This window comes from Vibrio sp. TRT 21S02 (assembly GCF_050113675.1).
GTDB lineage: Bacteria > Pseudomonadota > Gammaproteobacteria > Enterobacterales > Vibrionaceae > Vibrio.
On record NZ_JBNJOI010000003.1, the window covers coordinates 268,174 to 286,767 of the forward strand.

The window sequence follows — 18,594 nt, forward strand, 5'->3', positions numbered from 1 at the left end:
CTTTAAAATGCCAATACCCAATCCACGCTCTTCCAATATTCGCGTTCAGTTTTTAGATCCGCATACAGCAATTTATTGTCGCTGAGCCACTGCGTATCCTGACAAGTTAATGTCCACTTTTCGTCATCAATCTGCAGAGTTATCTGAGGGAGAGCTTCTTTAGTTCTCTGTCCATGGAGCAAAATACTTAATCTGAGAATTCGGATCAAGCTGATGATCTGTTGTTTCTCGAATAACGAGAACGTGTCCATTTCATGCAGCTTGAGTGCCTTACGTTGAAAACGCACTAGTGTGGATAGTATACGTTGTTGTTCACGGTTAAATCCGGGCATGTTGGTGTGGCGAAGAATGTAAGCCGAATGGCGATGAAACGCTTGCAAGCTAATGCTTAAACCTACTTCATGAAGCAGTGCGCTCCACTCAAGTAGATCAAACAGTTGGCTGTTTTGGCTTATGCCCAAAGTTTGGTGGGTTTGCAGCAAGAACTCACGAGCTTGCGTTTTGATTTTTGTCGCGTGGTCGACATCAACCAAATGTTTTTGAGCCAGACTTTCAGTGGTTCGCATACGAATATCGGAACGCTTAAAACCTGCCTCCATTTCATAGAGTACCCCTTCTCGTAATGCGCCTTCAGAAAAGTGTAATTCTTTAATGCTCAAAGAATGGAAAATAGCACTTAGAATGGCAACACCGGCTGCAAATACGGGTTTTCGCTCGGCACTCAGTCCGGTTAATTTTATCTCATTAATGTGTGGCCACTGTTGTATTTCTTGTCGTAACAAAGTGAGCCTATCTGGCGTGATTAAGCCATCTTCAAATCCAAGGCCAATGAGCACTTCACGAATCGCTTTAATGGTACCGGAAGCACCAAATGCAATGTCCCACCCTTGTTTTTGGTAGCGATAGGCGATGGATTCCAGTTTTTGCTCTGCCGCAATCATGGCGTGATTGAGGTTTTCAAGCGATGGTTTTCCATCAGCAAAGAAACGGTGAGTAAAACTGACGCAGCCCATCGGTTTACTGTGCACTAAGTTGGCATCGAATCCTTGACCAATAATGAGCTCGGTACTGCCGCCACCGATATCGATGACCAATTTGGAGTTAGATTCTGGTTGGGTATGGGCCACGCCAAGGAAAATTAGCCTTGCTTCCTCGGTGCCGGGGATAATTTCGATCGGGAAAGGCAATACCTCTCTGGCGCGCTGTAGAAATATATGGGCGTTGTTTGCTTGTCGAAGTGTGTGAGTGGCGGCAATACGCACGTTGTCGCGGTCAAAGCCTCTTAGCCGCTCTGCAAACATACTCAAGCATTCAATACCCCGTTCGATTGCAGCATGATCGAGGTTTTTCTGGCTATCCAATCCGGAAGCCAAGCGCACTCGCTGTTTATGCCGACTGACGAGTTGTAGGTGTTTATCCACGACTTTAGCGACTACCATGTGAAAGCTATTCGAGCCTAAATCTATGGCGGCGATATCACGAGTGGGTGTTGGTTGCGTCATCGGTTTTGGCTCGTTCATAGGCTTTTCTAGCTTGCTTTTCTACCTGTTTAAGATAGTCGTAAATAGCTGCTTGTGAGCGTACCTTTTTGCGATTACCTCGCGGTACATACGTATTGCTCATCTCTTTATCAATCCAACGAGCTTTGACGGTATCGGTAAAATGGAGCTCAATGATATCAATGATCCGTTGCTTTAACCTAGGAGCATTGATTGGCGTAGCCACTTCAATACGGTGATCAATATTACGAGTCATCCAGTCAGCCGAGGAGATATAGACCTTCTCGTCTCCGTTATTATGGGTGATCAAGACTCTCGGATGCTCTAAAAAGCGGTCAACAATACTGATGACTTGAATATTCTCGCTAACACCCTGAATTCCCGGGATCAGTGAGCACATTCCGCGAATGATCATTCGGACTTTGACGCCAGCGCTACTCGCGTCATAAAGCTTATTGATCAAGCCTTTATCGACCAGATTATTCACCTTAAGGGTAATGATGGCCTTTTTGCCTGCTTGGGCATGTTCGATTTCTTTGTCGATCAAGCGATAGAGCTGCTTACGCGAATTACGCGGTGAGACGATCAGGTGCTTGAATTTCACTGGCAAATAAGGGTTCTCAATATAGGCAAACACATTGCGAACTTCGTGAGTCAGTGCTGGGTCGGCGGTGAGTAAGGCAAAATCGGTATAGACCCGCGCGGTTTGTTCATGGAAGTTTCCTGTACCGATATGGGCATAATGCGTGATCTGCTCATCTTCTTTGCGGCTGATCAGTAGTAACTTGGAGTGAATTTTTAGTCCCGGTGTGCCAAACATGACTTGAACGCCAGCCTCTGTCAGCAACTTAGCCCATTCGATGTTGGCTTGTTCATCAAAGCGCGCTTGAAGCTCAACCACGACAGTGACACTTTTTCCATTGTGCACGGCGTCAATCAGTGAGTTCATTAAACGCGAGTCTTTGGCGACACGATACACGTTCATCTTGATCCCCAGAACTTTAGGATCAAAGGATGCCTGACGAACCAATTCAGCCACATGCTCAAAGGTATGATAGGGGTAGTAGAGCAAAATATCGCGTTGCTTGATGGCATCGAAGTTATTATTAAATCCGGTAAAATCGGCACTCTCCATCGGAGATAGCGGCTTATTTTCTAAGTGTTTATGACCTACATTGGGAAAGGCGATAAAGTCTTTGAAGTTGTGATAGCGTCCGCCGGGGATCTGGCTGTCGTAGCTGGATATCTTGAGTTTCTGACATAAAAAATCGAGCATTTGTGATGGCATATCACGTTCATAAACAAAGCGAACTGGCATGGCGGTCAGTCGCTGGCTTAAACCTTCCGACATCTGCTCAATTAAGTTGAATTCGACCTCATGGCGTAAGTCATATTCTGCATCACGTGTCATTTTCATCGCATAGCCTTTGAGCTCATCATACTCAAAGAAACCACGGAAAATATCGTCGAGACAATAGCGAATAATATTGTCCAGCAGGATGATGGTTTTTCGTTGCGTACCTTTCTGCTCTGGCATCATCACAAAACGGGGCAAATGATCCGTTGGGATTTCGAGTAGTGCGTATTGATAGTGTTCTTGTTGTCGAAGAGACACCGCTATATAAGCATACTCATCTTTCAGAAATTGCAGCACATCGATGTCATCACTCATCAATAGTGGTGTGATATGGGGTAGGACTTGGCTGCGAAAATACTTTTTTAACCACTTTTCTTGGTTGCTACTGAGCTGATGTTCATTGACCAAAAAGATACGTTGGCGAGCCATTTCTCGGATTAATTCTGCGTACAAGGCATCAAATCGTTCATTGAGTTTGAGGGCTTTGCTTTGCATTCTGCTCAACAGATGCTTAGAACTGTCACTTTCTCCCCGTTCTTGACTGATCAAGATCCGGCGCTTTACGTCGGCGAAACGAACTTTGTAAAACTCGTCTAAGTTATTGGAAAAAATACCTAAAAATCGAACTCTTTCTATCAGAGGGACGCTTTTGTCGGCGGCTTCTTGCAGCACGCGTTCATTAAATGAAAGCCAGCTTAGCTCTTTTTCGATGTAGAGTTTTTCTGCATTCATGGCGATCCCTCGAGAGACTATGACGTTTTTCTATAGTGACATTAATTATGTCGTAGCGTTAGCATATTCAGTGGTTATATGGTGATTTTATTGCACTATTTTCAGTTGTTTACTGTGAACTGTAATATAATTGTCACCTAAGTGACATAATATAGCGTCGGGCATTAATAGGTAGAGTAATCCATGGCTAAAGCCGAATTTTCATTGAGAGAGAAAGATCGTAAACGACTATTTAAAGATCGAGTGATTCGTTTTGCGGTTTCTTTTGGTGGCGTCGGTGTGTTAGCTGCACTTGTACTTATTTTTGTTTATTTAGCCATGATGGTGCTGCCGCTGTTTTCCGATGCTCATATCAATGCGGACTTTGCCAAGCAATCCATTCACACCAAATCTGCGGTTAATATTGGCGTAGACGACTATGGTGAACACGCTTATGTGGTTAGTCGTGACGGCAATGTTGATTTTTGGCCCTTAAAGCAGTTAGCAACCACTCCTACCTTATCTGTTCCGTTAAGTGTTGAACCGCAACTCTATGCTGCAACAATGCCATCACAAGGTTGGCAAGGAGTTGCTGATACAAGCGGCAATATTGAGCTATTCAAACCTAAACTCACCAGTGTTGTGAATGAGCAAGGACGACGTTTTGCGCCGCAAGTTCTTTTTGCACAACAGCCTATGCCAGATCTGCAAAACTCGGGCAAAGCATTAGAAGAGTTTGCGATTGCATTGCGAGATGAATACTGGACGTTGGCAGGGCGCTATGACGATCAAAGCGTTTTAATTCGCTGGCAAACCGAAGTGGGATCAGTCCAGCAATTTGAGTTTCATCCACGGCAAGAGATCGAGCAGATGCTCCTGACGCCAGATGGCAAGACGCTCTATCTCCGCCGGGCTTCGGAGCTGATCATCGCGGTCCGTTTACAAGGTAAATACTTGATCCGCGAAATCGTTGACTTGAGTTTAGGGAATCAAAAACATGCTGTGACGAACGTCAGTTTGCTTTCTGGTGCACATTCGTTGTTGGTCACACACCGAGATGGATTAGTGTCACAATGGTTTGACGTGCTTGATCAGGGCGCTCGTCATTTAAGGCATATCCGAGAATTTAAGCTCGCGTCAGAGTTACAGTTTTTATTACCAGATACCTATCGCAAAGGTTTCTACAGTTTCTACATTAATGGCACGGTGCAGAGCCATTACACCACCAGTGAAAAGCTGGTGATGTTTAAGCGGGTATATAAAAAAGCGCCTGAGATGGCGGCAATGTCGGCTAATGAGCAATTTTTGATTAGTCTGTCGAATGGCATCTTGAATGTAGCGCAAATAGATAACCCATTCCCTGAAGTGTCTTTGTCTTCTCTGTGGCAAAAAGTGTGGTACGAGAGTTACCCAGAGCCTGCTTACGTTTGGCAAACCACGTCTGCCAGTGATGAGTTTGAAGCAAAATTCAGTCTACTACCGATAGCCTTTGGCACATTAAAAGCGGCAATGTTTGCCATGTTATTTGCAATTCCTATTGCTGTGTTAGGTGCGATATATACCGCTTACTTCATGACGCCTAAAATGCGCAGGATCGTGAAGCCATCGATTGAGTTAATGGAAGCGTTGCCGACAGTAATTATTGGCTTTCTGGCAGGGTTGTGGTTTGCGCCAATTGTGGAAAGCCACCTTGCGGCGGTGGTGTCGTTGATGCTGCTGCTTCCACTCTCCACCATTGTGATTGGAGCGTTATGGTATAAATTACCTCGAACATGGTTAGAGCGAATTCCCAATGGTTGGCATGCTGCGATATTGATGCCGCTGTTAGCGCTGACGGTGTATTTGGTGATTGGCCACAGCGGTAACATTGAAGCTTGGTTGTTTGATGGTGATGTGCGCGTCTTTTTGGCCGAGCAAGGGATCGATTTCGATCAGCGCAATGCATTAGTGGTTGGTTTTGCCATGGGGTTTGCGGTGATCCCGACCATTTTTACCATAGCAGAAGACGCCATCTTTTCAGTACCTAAACACCTTTCTGATGGTTCCTTAGCTCTAGGTGCAACGCCGTGGCAAACGCTCATTTATGTGGTTTTATTGACAGCCAGCCCCGGTATTTTCTCAGCCATCATGATGGGGCTAGGGCGTGCGGTTGGAGAAACGATGATTGTGTTGATGGCAACGGGAAATACGCCAATCATGGACTGGAATATTCTGGAAGGGATGCGCACGCTATCGGCAACCATTGCGGTTGAAATGCCAGAATCTGAAGTAGGCAGTTCCCACTACCGTATTCTATTTTTAGCTGCGCTGTTATTGCTTATATTTACTTTTGCGGTGAACTCATTGGCGGAGTGGGTAAGACAACGATTAAGAGAGAAATATCGTGCATTGTAGTTTCTTAGGTTCTCTCGTTGGAGTAAGTGATCGTGTTTAAATGGATTCAATCAGGTGCGCCATGGATTTGGTTAACCGGTGGCGCGGTCAGTATCAGTTTATTGTCAGTGTTAGGGCTGCTGCTTTTAATTGGCTGGAAGGGGTTATCTTACTTTTGGCCAGCGCCTCTTTATCAGTGGGAAACTCATGAAGGTGATAAATTTATTGGCCAACTCTATGCCCAAGAATACATCCCGATCAGCCACTTGCGTGAAATGGCTGTGGAATTGCCGGAAGATGTCATTGAAAAAGGTTTGGTGAATCGCCTTAGTATTAAAGTGGCAAACCGCGATCTTTACCCCGCAGATTTTATTTCTATCCTTGAAATCAATGTATTTAGACCAAGAGAGCCGAAAGGTTGGGCGGTGGTTGAACGGAGCCGTGATGGCGACTTTTTTGGTCGTCCTATCAGTTATCAAAAAGCGGATGGTCAACTGGCTGAGCAATTTGATACCGAGCTTGTGGCTGAAATCAGTTTTGCCAATGTTGTCCGCAAAGAAATCGATCGATTAATTCATCAAGATATTCGTCATATTAGTACGGCGTTGGAACGACTGCGTTTGGAAAAACGTAAGCGCGAATTGAACGAGACCATTAATGATGAGTTTAACCAATCTTATGACAGTCGTTACTCAGCGCTAAGCCAAAAGCTGTCGGCAGCGGAATCTAAACTTGATGCGCTTCGAGCCCAGTTGCAGAATCAAAGTTTGATCGTGGAAGACATGTTTGGACAGCAGGTGACAATACCGCTGAGCCAAATTTTAGATATTTGGTACCCAAACCAGATGAGTTTTGTGCAAAAAGTCATGCACTGGGGTAAGCAGGTATGGAAATTCCTCTCTGAAGATCCGCGAGAGTCTAATTCTGAAGGCGGCGTTTTTCCGGCCATGTTTGGCACGGTTTTGTTGGTTCTGATCATGTCAATCATCGTCATGCCTTTGGGAGTGGTTGCGGCGATTTATCTGCATGAATACGCGAAGAACAATGCTTTTACTCGGCTAATACGTGTGGCGGTCATTAACCTCGCTGGGGTGCCTTCCATTGTTTATGGGGTATTTGGGCTAGGATTTTTTGTCTACACCTTAGGTGGCTCTATTGATGCGCTATTTTATTCGGAGCGATTACCGGCTCCAACGTTTGGAACGCCAGGTTTGTTGTGGTCTGCTTTGACTTTAGCTGTGTTGACGTTGCCAGTTGTGATTGTGGCCACTGAAGAAGGCTTAAGTCGGATCCCAAGCTCGGTTCGTCACGGCTCTCTGGCATTGGGTGCCACGCAATCGGAAACCTTGTGGCGTATCGTGCTTCCGATGGCAAGCCCGGCGATGATCACTGGGTTGATTTTAGCGGTGGCGCGCGCCGCTGGTGAGGTTGCACCACTAATGCTGGTGGGGGCGGTGAAGCTTGCATCTAGCTTGCCGGTTGATAGTGAGTTCCCATTTATTCATCTCGAACGTAAGTTCATGCATTTAGGTTTTCATATCTATGACGTGGGCTTTCAAACCGCTAACATAGAAAGTGCAAGGCCACTGGTTTATGCAACGGCATTTCTACTGGTTACGGTGATTGTGGGTTTGAACTTAACTGCCATCAGCATTCGTAATAATTTGCGGGAAAAATATCGTACCTTAGGACAAGATTAATTATGTTTTCAGTCAATCAAGCACTTGGATATCAACCTCCTCTGGACGTCAACAACTTATCTGATGAGCAGACGGCAATCGCGATCGAAGAGCTCAATCTGTTTTATAAAAATACCCAAGCATTACATGATATTTCTATGCGTCTTCCGAAAGGGCAGGTTACCGCATTCATCGGCCCTTCGGGTTGTGGCAAGTCGACTTTGCTACGTTGTATTAATCGTATGAACGATTTAGTGGAAGGGTGCAAGGTCGAGGGCAAAGTTAAACTGCATGGTAAAAACGTCTATCACTCTGATGTGGATGTGGCGACGTTGCGTCGTCGTGTTGGGATGGTGTTCCAGCGTCCGAATCCGTTTCCGAAATCGATCTATGAAAATGTGGTCTATGGCTTACGGTTACAAGGCATTAAAAACAGTCGAGTGCTCGATGATGCAGTAGAGCGTTCCCTGCGCGCTGCGGCCTTATGGGATGAGGTCAAAGATCGGTTACATGAAAATGCATTTGGTTTATCTGGTGGTCAGCAACAACGCTTAGTGATCGCTCGTGCGGTTGCAATTGAACCTGAAGTTTTATTATTGGATGAGCCCACTTCAGCGCTCGATCCTATTTCCACCCTGACCATTGAAGAGCTGATCAACGATCTCAAAACCAAATACACGGTTGTGATTGTGACGCATAACATGCAGCAAGCCGCCCGAGTGAGTGACCACACGGCGTTTATTCATATGGGTAAGTTGATCGAGTACTCAGATACTGATTCTATTTTCACTTCACCATTGAAAAAGCAAACAGAAGACTACATTACTGGTCGGTATGGCTAATTTATTTGTCATATTTGAAGTTGTATCGGCGTCGATGGTGGAGTTTCACTCTAATCACATAGACGAGCTATGCTCATAGGGGGGAACTCCTTGTTTCCTTGCTACAACTCCAACTATTTAGAATAAAATTTTATTCGTCAATTGGGAGATTAACGTTAACTATGAATTTTGGTCGTCATATATCGGGTCAGTTTAATGTGGAGCTGGAGTCCATCCGAACGCATGTGCTTACTATGGGAGGGTTGGTAGAGCAGCAACTCTCTTTTGCTATGCAAGCGCTGCATAAAGAGGACATCGAACTGGCAAGAAAAGTGGTGCGTGACGATCATAAAGTGAACGCCATGGAAGTCTCAATTGATGAAGCCTGCACCCGCATTATTGCTAAACGCCAGCCCACTGCGAAAGATCTGCGTCTGATTATGGCGATAATAAAAACCATCACCGATTTAGAGCGCATCGGCGATGTAGCAACGAAGATCGCGTATGTGGCGATTGAAAGCCCATCGCCCAAAGAAAAACAGTTCCATGTTTCCCTAGAACCTTTATGCCGACAAGCGATTGCGATGTTGCATCAAGTACTCGATGCTTATGCCCGTATGGATGTCGATGCCGCGGCTGAAGTTTATAAGCTCGATGATAAGTTGGATGCCGAATATGAAGCGGTGGTTCGCCAATTAATGACCTACATGATGGAAGACCCAAAGAATATTCCCCATATCCTTCAGGTTATGTGGTCTGCCCGAGCGATTGAGCGGGTAGGTGACCGTTGTCAAAACATCTGTGAATACATTATTTACTTTGTTAAGGGCAAAGATGTGCGTCATCTGGGTGAACAAAGTATTGATGACGCATTGCGTTAATGGCTAAACAGGGAAATGATTCCCCATAATGCGGTACAAGCACTGAGCACTATTGCGATTTGAGTTCGTCGATAGCGACGATAGAGTGGATGCTTTTTCATAGAATGAATGAGAGCTGTTATCCGGCTCTCAGGATGTTGGTGCTAGAAACGCAGAATCACGCCAGTACTGAACATGGAAGAGATCTCTGAAGCCATATCAGGTATGTAGTTGATGTCCATTCCTATTCGTACACCTAAGTGATCATTGAAGTTGTAGACGGCAGAAACCGTTGAACTTACTCCTGTACTTGAAATACTCTCTTGGCCAGCCCACCAATCTCTTTCTCCTTCATACTTGAGCCCTCCCAGTTCGACTTGAAAGCCAACCGCTGGGAATGATGGAATGTTATGCTGAACGCCAACGCGGTATGTTTTGATCCTGTCTTTATCAATATTCAAAAACTCAGATGAGGTATGGCTATAGCTGAGATATACCGCATCCATACCCCAAACATCCGTAAGCCCAAGCTGCGCGCCACCACCAGAGATCCCTGAACCAATATAAGGGCCGATCCTGATTTCGGGCGAAAAGTGAAGTGTGGTTGCTGAAGCATTAGAGCCAATCAGAATGGCTAGAAGTAATGTGAATTTTTTCATAATTAACCCAACGAATAGGGCCATCCTTGGCGAGAGAGAGCCTAAAATTTGTAGCCAACGGTTAGAGAGAACTGATCGATAAATACATCATCACCAGCATCTTTCATATTCATGAAATCCATTCTGAAGTCGGTATAAAAATGGTCACCAAACTGAGCTCGTGCACCAGCACCAAGAAAGAGACTTGAATCGTTCCAGTCATAGACATCATGTCCCAACACGTTGATGTCTTCACTGAATTTGGTCCAGCCTAGTGCTCCATAGGGTTTAATGTTGAAATCGTTGAAGATAAAGGTGTAGCCGATATCAGTATCGATTTTGAAAGAAGACGTATCGGTATCTACAGGGCTTGCGTAGCTGCCGCTGCCTTTCGCGTAAGAGAGGTTCAGACCAAAAACTCGGTTGATATCGTAGCCATATTCCAACTTAAATCCCTTGGTGGAATAGTCGTAATCGAAAGGAACCTCTTCAATGTTAGAAGTCAGGAATCCGAGACCAACACGGTGGCCTTCTATGTTATTTGCGAGCACTGGTGTTGCGGAAAGTAACGTGGTTGCAAGGATGGTTGTTACTACGGTTTTCATGAATGTTCTCTCTCATATCCTGTTATATCTCATCCGTGCTGATGGTTTGTTCATCCAGTGAGTGAAATATTATTGATAAGAGTGATGATGAGCTAAGTAGTAATACTTATATTGGTGATAAGCATTGCTTATTATAAGGTGCGATTCTCGTTGGCTTTGGGCTGTAACGATTGAGTTTTAATTTGTTATTTGTTGCTTCAGTGCATCAACAATGAGCTGATCAAGCCACAATAACAGAGGTTGTTTACGGTGTTTGGTGTGGTAGTAGGCGTAAACATCGTAATGGTAAGGGTGTCCGTCTAGCTCAATATCAATGGCTCTTAAATACGGATACTGCTCAATGGGGAATAGGTTGGAGTGGGGCATGTACATGTCGGTATGTGTAATGACATCGAAGATCGCCATTAATAACTCAGAACGAAAACCGATCTTATGCCTTAACCCTCTTTGTTTCATGATTTCCGCTGCCAGACTGAAGTTCTCATTCCATCCTGGTGTAATGAATGAGGCAATTTCATAGTCTTCAAAATCTTCGGGTGAGGCGAGCGTTTTTTTTATTGGATGGTCTTGTCGAACAATCACCTGCCCTGAGAGCTGAACAACGTGTTTGATGTAAACATCTTTAGGTGGGTCTAAATCGTAGTTAATACCAAGAAGCACTTCGCCTTTCCGAATATCATCAATAGTCGAAGCTGACCAACTGACGAGTTCTAGTTGGGCATTTGGGGCTTGCTCACGGATTTGATGAACCAAGCTACCGGACAAACTTGCCATCACAATTGGAGATAAGGCAATTTTGATTTTTTGCTGAATATTAGCAGGGTCAAATTCCTGAGCTTGGTTTAATGCGCTTGAAAGGGCATCGAGGTGAGGTGTGATGTTGATGGCAAGCGCTTCGGCAAAAGGGGTTGCTTCTAAGCCATGTGGTACTTTGACAAATAATTCATCATTGAAGTGGTTGCGTAGCTTTCGCAGCGATTGACTAATCGCGGGCTGCGACACAAACAATCGTTCTGATGCTTTACGCATATTGAGCTCTTGAGAAAGCACTAGAAACGTTCTTAGTAAGTTTAAATCTAAGCTGTAGAACAGATCCTTTACCATCACCACTTCCTGCCGTTTACTTCATATGTCGGTTACCGAACAGTGAATATACTTGGGTTTTCGCTTGAGTAAAAGATCAGTCTAATGATGATAGCTGTTTCACAACGGCCTGAATTAAATCAGGATTCGTCACTGGAATGGAAAAATCATCGGTGTCAGAGTTGCCCATCTTAGCTTGTTCGGAGACAAAGTTCATTTTGGAAGGACGGACGCTTTTACCCGATAAGTGCACTTGAGTGATGCCGGTTGCGGCTACGATCTCTTTGACGTTACCCGCATTGAGGCCAGCCCCGGCCATAATTGCAAAGCGATCGCCTGCTAATTCGACCATCTGTTTTAACGTCGCTTTCCCTTGGTATGCATTGGAAGCTAGGCCAGAAGTGAGGATACGTTCACACCCTAATGTTGCTATGTCTTCGATCATGCGGCGAACATCACTGCATTGGTCAACGGCACGATGGAAAGTCACGCCCAAGTTTAATGCTTTTGCACGCTTGCTTAGTCGTTGTGCGACAGGCAAATCAACATGACCCTGAGCATCCAATACACCAAATACGACACCTTGTAAGCCAGCTTTGGCAGCGGCTTCAATATCGCAGATCATGCAGTCAATATCTTCACTACTATAGAGAAAATCGCCTTGACGTGGTCGGATCATCGCGTAGACAGGAACGGTTGCGTATTTGGCCGCTTGTTGCATGAAGCCATAACTTGGGGTTAATCCGCCAAGTGCAAGTGACGAGCATAACTCAATACGTGTAGCCCCTCCTTGAATAGCAAGGTGAAGAGATTCGAGGTTATCAATGCAGACTTCTATTTGATAGTTCATTATTTTTCTCGTGAAAAGGCACTGTACTGTCGTATTGTAATGAAGGAGTGAGGCGGTTATTAGGGTAAAAGTAGGGAAATTTATTTCCTCTATACAAGCAGAGAAGAAATAAAAAAACGCTCCTTAAAGGAGCGTTTTTTTAAAATAGCTAAGAGCAATTATGCTGCGTCTTCTTGTTCTGGTTCTGCGTTGTCTTCAACCGCTTCTACCTTTTTGGCTTTCTTAGGTGCTGGTTTACGTTTAGCACCCAATGCGTATAGCACTTCTTCTTTGTTTTGGGCCAGGAACATAGCGAGATCTTCCTGCTTCGACTCATCTTCAAGAAGTTCACTTTTACCTAGCAGACTAAATAGTTCATCTGCCATGTCCAGCATTTTGTCATAGGCGTCAGCTTCCGCTTTAGAGGTAAAAGTCATTTTCTCTTCTCCGTTGCGTTCTACCACGTACTTGACGATTACAGCCATGGTTGTTCCTCTAACTCAAATTGTTGTGAATTTATTACTGTGTGTTTATACAGTTTTTAACCAGTTAAGTCTAGGCCGATTAGCGAAACTGAGACTTGGGTGGTGACGTTTTGTCCCATTGTTGGCAAAAGTCGACGAAGGTTTTTAGCAATGGGCTTTGGTATTTCTCTTTGTGAAGGAGCAGCCAGAAGCGGCGACGCATATCAAGTGGTACCTGAAGTGCTTTCACTCGACCATCAGAGATCGCCGGTTGGGCGGCCAGCGTCGATAAGCAGCCCAACCCAAGCCCAGCGGCAACGCTGTTGATGAGTGCTTCGGTAGTATTGAGCTCAAAAGCTTCATGCCAGTGTTCAATGCGGGGAGCAACAGTGCGTAAAAAGAACTCTCGTGAGCCAGAGCCCGCTTCACGTAAAATCCATTCGCTATCTTCTAAATCACTCACTGTGATGACTTGTTTGGCACTCAGAGGGTGATGGGGTGGGCAAATGATGCACATTTGGTCTTCGCTAAATGGGGTTGAAATAAGCTCTGGATGAACAGTCTTCCCTTCAATGAGTGCTAAATCGAGCTCGTAGTCGACCAGTTTTTGGCAGATCAGTGCAGAGTTTGAAATAAATAAACTTTGAGAACAATGTTGGCTATTTTGGCGAAATTTACTTAGCAAATAGGGTGCGACCTGATTGCCGATGGTATCGCTGGCTCCAATGCGAAGTTGTCCGGATAGATTTTGGTCACCTTCAAATAATTCTTCAATATCGTTGGCTCGGTGTAATAATTCATCGGCCAGTGGCAGCAGCTTTTGTCCTTCTTGATTGAGAATTAAACGGTTGTTGACCCGGTCAAATAAGGCATGGCCAAGCTGTTTTTCTAACTCAGACAGCGCCATACTGACGGCCGCTTTTGATAGAAAGAGGCTTTCTGCCGCAGAAGTCAGCGTTTCATGTTGAGTGATAGTGATGAACACTTTGAGTTGTTTGAGTGAGATATTAGCAGCCATAATGTTCGTTCAAGGTTTCTTAACGATTGTTTTAAATAATTAGATATATCCAAACAAATAGCAAGTCTAGAATGTGACCATTGATTAAATTGCTGATAAATGCAATTGAAGTAGTGAGTTGAGGTAGAAATGATTCGAAGAACCAAAGCAAAAGTAATGGGAGCGCCAACACCAATGGCGGGTCTAGCGCTTGGTATCGCCAGTTTAGGCTGGTGCTGGGAGAATGCAGCACCTCTGAATGGTTATGGTCAATGGACGGCGGCAGCCATTGCGAGCGTATTACTGTTGATTTTGGCTGTTAAGTTCCTTTTTCATCGTCATTTGTTGCGAGAAGACTTAGCGCACCCCGTAGTTGGAAGTGTCGTGCCGACGTTTGCGATGGGAACCATGGTGGTATCAAATTCTGTCGGGCATTTTAATGCCTTTACAGGTGATGCATTGTGGCTTATCGCAGTGGCATTGCATATCGCATTTTTAGTGAGCTTTATTTATCACCGTAGCAACGCTTTTGAATTGCACCATATGGTGCCAAGTTGGTTTGTTCCACCCGTTGGGATCATTGTGGCGGATGTATCATTTTCGGGGAATCTGGCCTTAGCGCCGATAGCGCAAGGAGCTCTTGTGTTTGGCATGTTTGCTTACGCGATCATGCTGCCAATGATGATTTACCGTTTTATGTTTACTCAAGAGGTACCTGATGCGGCCAAACCAACCATGGCCATTATGGCTGCGCCAGCCAGTTTATCACTCGCAGGGTATTTAACTGTGACTCAAGACCCTTCGCCTGTGATTTTAGGCTTACTGTTTGGGATTGCGGTGCTGATGACTGCAATTATCTACCTGGCGTTCTTTAAGCTGCTTCGCTTGCCTTTCAGTCCGGGTTACGCTGCCTTTACTTTCCCGATGGTGATTGGTGCGACAGCATTATTTAAATTAGCGGCATGGATGGAGCGTATCGATCTCCAAGCGCATTATGTCGCTCAAGTTCGTGGATTAGCTTATGTTGAGCTGCTGGTTGCGACGCTTGTTGTGGGATATGTTGCGCTTCGCTACATTGCTTTTTATAAACCGCATCGCTGGAGTTTGAAGCACGCATAATCTTTTCTGCATTTCGATGCGCTATTGTTCTTGAAACTTATGCACTTATGCTAATCTGAACCCTAATTGCGGCAAGTTTAGTGTGAGTGCATTTTGTTTACTGTCTACCATTCCAACCAAGTTGATATCCTCAAGTCATTATTGGTTGAGTTGATCCGCTTAAATCCCTTAGCTAATCCTTTTGAAAAAGAGCAGATCTTGGTGCAAAGCCCGGGGATGTCACAATGGTTGAAAATGGAGCTAGCGAAAGAATTTGGTGTTGCGGCAAACATCGACTTTCCGCTTCCCGCAACCTTCATTTGGGACAGGTTTACTCAGGTATTGGCCGATGTCCCTCAGCGTAGTGCTTTTAACAAAGAGGCGATGGGCTGGAAGCTGATGAGCATCCTTCCCGGGTTATTAGAGCAACCAGAATTTGCTGCTCTCAAGCGTTATCTTGATGGGGATACCGATCAATCTAAACTGTTTCAGCTCTGTGAGAAAATTGCTGATATTTTTGATGGTTATTTGGTGTATCGCCCAGAATGGATTGCCAGTTGGGAAGCAGGAGAGAGTGTCGCCGAATTGGAAGGTGAGCACCCTTGGCAACCGATTTTGTGGCAGACACTTTACGACTATACCGTCGCTGCTGGTCAGTCACCGTACCATCGCGCGAATTTGTACGAACATTTCATTGATTCACTCGAAAATTACACCGGCACCTTTGAACACTTACCGCCACGTTTGTTTGTTTTTGGTATCTCTTCGCTTCCACCACGTTATATGGACGCATTAAAAGCACTGGGTGAGCATATCGATGTGCACTTGATGTTTACCAATCCTTGTCGTTATTACTGGGGAGAGGTCAGAGATCGCAAATATCTGGCCAAGCTGGCAGCGAAACATCGCCAACATGTGGTGTGGCAACAGGATCATTCTGAACACCAAGGGCAAAGTGAGCAGCTAAAGGGCTCCATTGAAGACAACATGCAAGATGAGCTACATACCGATGTGGTGGGGAACAGCTTGCTGGCTTCGATGGGCAAACTCGGTCGTGACAACATGTATTTACTGTCGCAACTTGAGTCGCACGAGATTGAGGCATTTGTTGATGTGCGGCGAGACAGTCTGCTTCATCATCTACAAGCCGATATTTTAAATCTGGAAGAGCATCAAGATGATCAAACGCTGGATAGCAGTCACCACAAACAGGTCATTGCCGCCGACGATCACTCATTAACCTTGCATGCTTGTCATAGTCCAATGCGCGAAGTCGAAGTCCTGCATGATCAGCTTCTGGCAATGTTCGATGCCGACCCAAGTTTAAAGCCGCGCGACATCATCGTGATGGTGGCCGATATTAATGCTTACAGTCCGGCGATTCAGGCCGTCTTTGGTAATGCGCCGGGCGAACGCTTTATTCCTTACTCCATCTCGGACCGAACAGCGGATCAAGAAAGCCCGATTTTAAATGCGTTTATGCAGTTGGTGGGTTTACCAAATACCCGCTGCTTAGCATCCGAATTACTTGAGTTACTCGAAACCCCGGCGATCCTAAAGCGTTTTGCGCTCACGGAAGAGGAGTTTTTGCATGCTAAACGTTGGGTGGAAGAGTCGGGTATTCGCTGGGGGCTGAGTAAATCGACCGCTGGAGAATTCGAACTGCCTGAAACGGAGCAAAACACGTGGCAATTTGGTATTCAAAGAATGCTGCTCGGTTATGCGATTCCTGATTCCGCTGGCGTTTATCAAAGCCAAGATTTGACGCTTTTGCCGTATAACGAAGTACAAGGTATGGGGGCAGAGCTTGCCGGTAAACTTGCCCATTATATTGACAGCATCAGTGCATATCGTTCCCGATTGGCGGCTTCTCAAAGTATTGATGAGTGGCGCTCGGTATTATTGCAATTGTTGGATGATTTTTTTGCTGTGGAATTAGAAGGGGAAATGGCACTCAAGGCCATTCGCGATACCCTCACACAGCTGAAGCAACAGTTGTCTGATGCTCATTATAACCAAGAGTTAGCGCCAGAAATTATTCGTCAATATCTTCATAACAAGCTATCCGGCACCCGTGTATCTCAACGTTTTCTCGCAGGACAAGTTAACTTCTGTACCTTGATGCCGATGCGCTCGATCCCATTCCGTACCGTATGCTTACTAGGGATGAACGATGGGGTTTACCCACGCACGATGCCACCAGAAGGTTTCGATTTAATGAACAATCGTCATCGGGCTGGGGATCGCTCGCGTCGAGATGATGACCGTTATCTGTTCCTTGAAGCCTTGCTATCAGCGCAGCAGACGCTTTACATCAGTTATGTGGGCCGTTCGATCCAAGATAATACTGAGCGAGTTCCATCGGTACTGGTTTCTGAGTTAATGGAATACTGCCATCAAAACTACTGTTTGGCTGGTGATGAAGCGCATTCTGTCGATGAGTCGGGAGAGATGTTAGTCGACAGGCTTGTTACTCATCATGCGATGGTGCCTTTTAGCAGCAGTGCCTTTACCTCAGAGTTTGGTAGTTACGCTAAAGAGTGGTTACCCGTTGCAAATCGTATTGGTCATCAGCGTCGCGAGTTTAATCAATCACTGAGCGATTATTTGCTTGATGCCCCAAGTACCATTGAGTTGGACTTGGTTGAATTACAGCGCTTTTGGCGTTTACCTGTGCAGTATTTCTTTAATCGCCGCTTAAAAGTGACCTTTGAACCCCCATTGCCGGTCATGGAAGATGACGAACCATTTGCGTTGAATGGTTTGGAAAGTTACCAAATGCGAGATGAGCTACTGGAAGTGTTGCTAGACAATCAAGGGAAGGATCATGATGAACAGACTGTCCAACAGTTTGTTCAACAGCAGCGGGCTCAGGGCAAGCTACCTGTTGGTGCATTTGGTGATATTGAGTTTGAAACCAACCGCGTGCAGACCGAAGAGCTGGTGGAGAAAATTACTTTCTTATCGGGAGTGAAACAGGATGACGTAGAGATCAAACTGAATATTGAACTCGCTGATCACGCTAAGCAAGTGACACTTGCGGGTTGGGTAACGCAAAATTATCAGTCTGGATTGGTGCGCTACCGCACTGGTGTTATCCGCTCTCAAGATTATCTAGCGGCATGGATTGATCACCTTGCGATGTCGGCAATGGGGCATAGTAAATCAACCCATCTGATTGGTTACGATCGTAAAGAAGGCGCGCAGCATCTGATATACCCACCGTTACCCGACGCGGATTATGCCAAACAACTGCTCACAGAGTTGGTTCGATTGTTTTATCAAGGGATGACACACCCCTTACCGTATTTTCCTAAAACCTGCTTAGCGGCTATTGAAGCTGGGTTTAGTCGAGGAAACTGGGTGGATGATGAAGAAAAGTCATTCAAGAAAATGGCCGATACATTTAACGATGGTTATATGAGTACCGGTGAAGGTAACAATGTATATATTGCTCGTATTTGGCCCGAGTGGCATGAAGGGTTAGCAAATGATGTCAGAACGTTAGCGACTCTGGTGATGCAAGGGCCAAGATTAATGATAAAACAAGCGCAAGATGCTGAGTCAGAGTAGGGTGGCC

At 45.3% G+C, this 18,594-nt stretch carries 14 protein-coding genes; 6 read left to right on the top strand and 8 right to left on the bottom strand.

All coding sequences use genetic code 11. The features are described 5' to 3' along the window. Positions 1-2 precede the first annotated feature (2 nt). Together ppx and ppk1 are read right to left on the bottom strand one after the other, a co-directional pair. A complete protein-coding gene (gene ppx / locus ACQEXU_RS05315; protein WP_427010078.1) occupies positions 3-1,502 on the bottom strand; it encodes an exopolyphosphatase in 1,500 nt (499 codons plus the stop codon). Continuing rightward, positions 1,477-3,588 carry a polyphosphate kinase 1 gene (gene ppk1 / locus ACQEXU_RS05320; RefSeq protein WP_427009964.1) on the bottom strand — a complete coding sequence of 704 codons (2,112 nt, stop codon included), beginning with the start codon at positions 3,586-3,588 and terminating at the stop codon, positions 1,477-1,479. Before ppk1 ends, ppx begins: the two co-directional genes overlap by 26 nt. 183 nt (positions 3,589-3,771) lie before the next feature. Here ppk1 and ACQEXU_RS05325 point away from each other — a divergent pair, with 183 nt between their 5' ends. The 4 genes from ACQEXU_RS05325 (at position 3,772) to phoU (ending at position 9,321) form a co-directional block, all read left to right on the top strand. Beyond that, positions 3,772-5,961, top strand: coding sequence for an ABC transporter permease subunit (locus tag ACQEXU_RS05325; protein WP_427009965.1), 2,190 nt, complete (start codon positions 3,772-3,774; stop codon positions 5,959-5,961). 32 nt (positions 5,962-5,993) lie between these two features. Then, on the top strand, positions 5,994-7,640 hold the full coding sequence (gene pstA, locus ACQEXU_RS05330; protein ID WP_427009966.1) for a phosphate ABC transporter permease PstA: 1,647 nt from the start codon (positions 5,994-5,996) through the stop codon (positions 7,638-7,640). Positions 7,641-7,642: 2 nt separating this feature from the next. Further along, positions 7,643-8,461 carry a phosphate ABC transporter ATP-binding protein PstB gene (gene pstB / locus ACQEXU_RS05335; RefSeq protein WP_427009967.1) on the top strand — a complete coding sequence of 273 codons (819 nt, stop codon included), beginning with the start codon at positions 7,643-7,645 and terminating at the stop codon, positions 8,459-8,461. A gap of 161 nt (positions 8,462-8,622) precedes the next feature. Continuing rightward, entirely contained in the window at positions 8,623-9,321 is a 699-nt protein-coding gene (gene phoU, locus ACQEXU_RS05340; RefSeq protein ID WP_427009968.1) for a phosphate signaling complex protein PhoU, read from the top strand. 143 nt (positions 9,322-9,464) lie between these two features. Here phoU and ACQEXU_RS05345 read toward each other — a convergent pair whose 3' ends face one another. The 6 genes from ACQEXU_RS05345 to ACQEXU_RS05370 form a co-directional block, all read right to left on the bottom strand. After that, positions 9,465-9,959, bottom strand: a complete 495-nt coding sequence (locus tag ACQEXU_RS05345) for a hypothetical protein (RefSeq protein ID WP_427009969.1) — start codon at positions 9,957-9,959, stop codon at positions 9,465-9,467. Between the two features lie 41 nt (positions 9,960-10,000). Continuing rightward, positions 10,001-10,543 carry a porin family protein gene (locus ACQEXU_RS05350; protein ID WP_427009970.1) on the bottom strand — a complete coding sequence of 181 codons (543 nt, stop codon included), beginning with the start codon at positions 10,541-10,543 and terminating at the stop codon, positions 10,001-10,003. 177 nt (positions 10,544-10,720) lie between these two features. Beyond that, entirely contained in the window at positions 10,721-11,647 is a 927-nt protein-coding gene (locus ACQEXU_RS05355; protein WP_427009971.1) for a LysR family transcriptional regulator, read from the bottom strand. A gap of 76 nt (positions 11,648-11,723) precedes the next feature. Then, on the bottom strand, positions 11,724-12,476 hold the full coding sequence (locus ACQEXU_RS05360; RefSeq protein ID WP_427009972.1) for a copper homeostasis protein CutC: 753 nt from the start codon (positions 12,474-12,476) through the stop codon (positions 11,724-11,726). Between the two features lie 158 nt (positions 12,477-12,634). After that, positions 12,635-12,940, bottom strand: a complete 306-nt coding sequence (locus ACQEXU_RS05365; RefSeq protein WP_427009973.1) for a YebG family protein — start codon at positions 12,938-12,940, stop codon at positions 12,635-12,637. A 79-nt stretch (positions 12,941-13,019) separates the two neighbouring features. Further along, positions 13,020-13,937, bottom strand: a complete 918-nt coding sequence (locus tag ACQEXU_RS05370) for a LysR family transcriptional regulator (protein WP_427009974.1) — start codon at positions 13,935-13,937, stop codon at positions 13,020-13,022. Between the two features lie 129 nt (positions 13,938-14,066). Between ACQEXU_RS05370 and ACQEXU_RS05375 the strand changes: the two genes are divergently transcribed. Both ACQEXU_RS05375 and recC read left to right on the top strand, forming a co-directional pair. Then, positions 14,067-15,035, top strand: a complete 969-nt coding sequence (locus tag ACQEXU_RS05375; RefSeq protein ID WP_427009975.1) for a TDT family transporter — start codon at positions 14,067-14,069, stop codon at positions 15,033-15,035. A 93-nt stretch (positions 15,036-15,128) separates the two neighbouring features. Further along, positions 15,129-18,587 carry an exodeoxyribonuclease V subunit gamma gene (gene recC / locus ACQEXU_RS05380; protein ID WP_427009976.1) on the top strand — a complete coding sequence of 1,153 codons (3,459 nt, stop codon included), beginning with the start codon at positions 15,129-15,131 and terminating at the stop codon, positions 18,585-18,587. Positions 18,588-18,594: the final 7 nt, after the last annotated feature.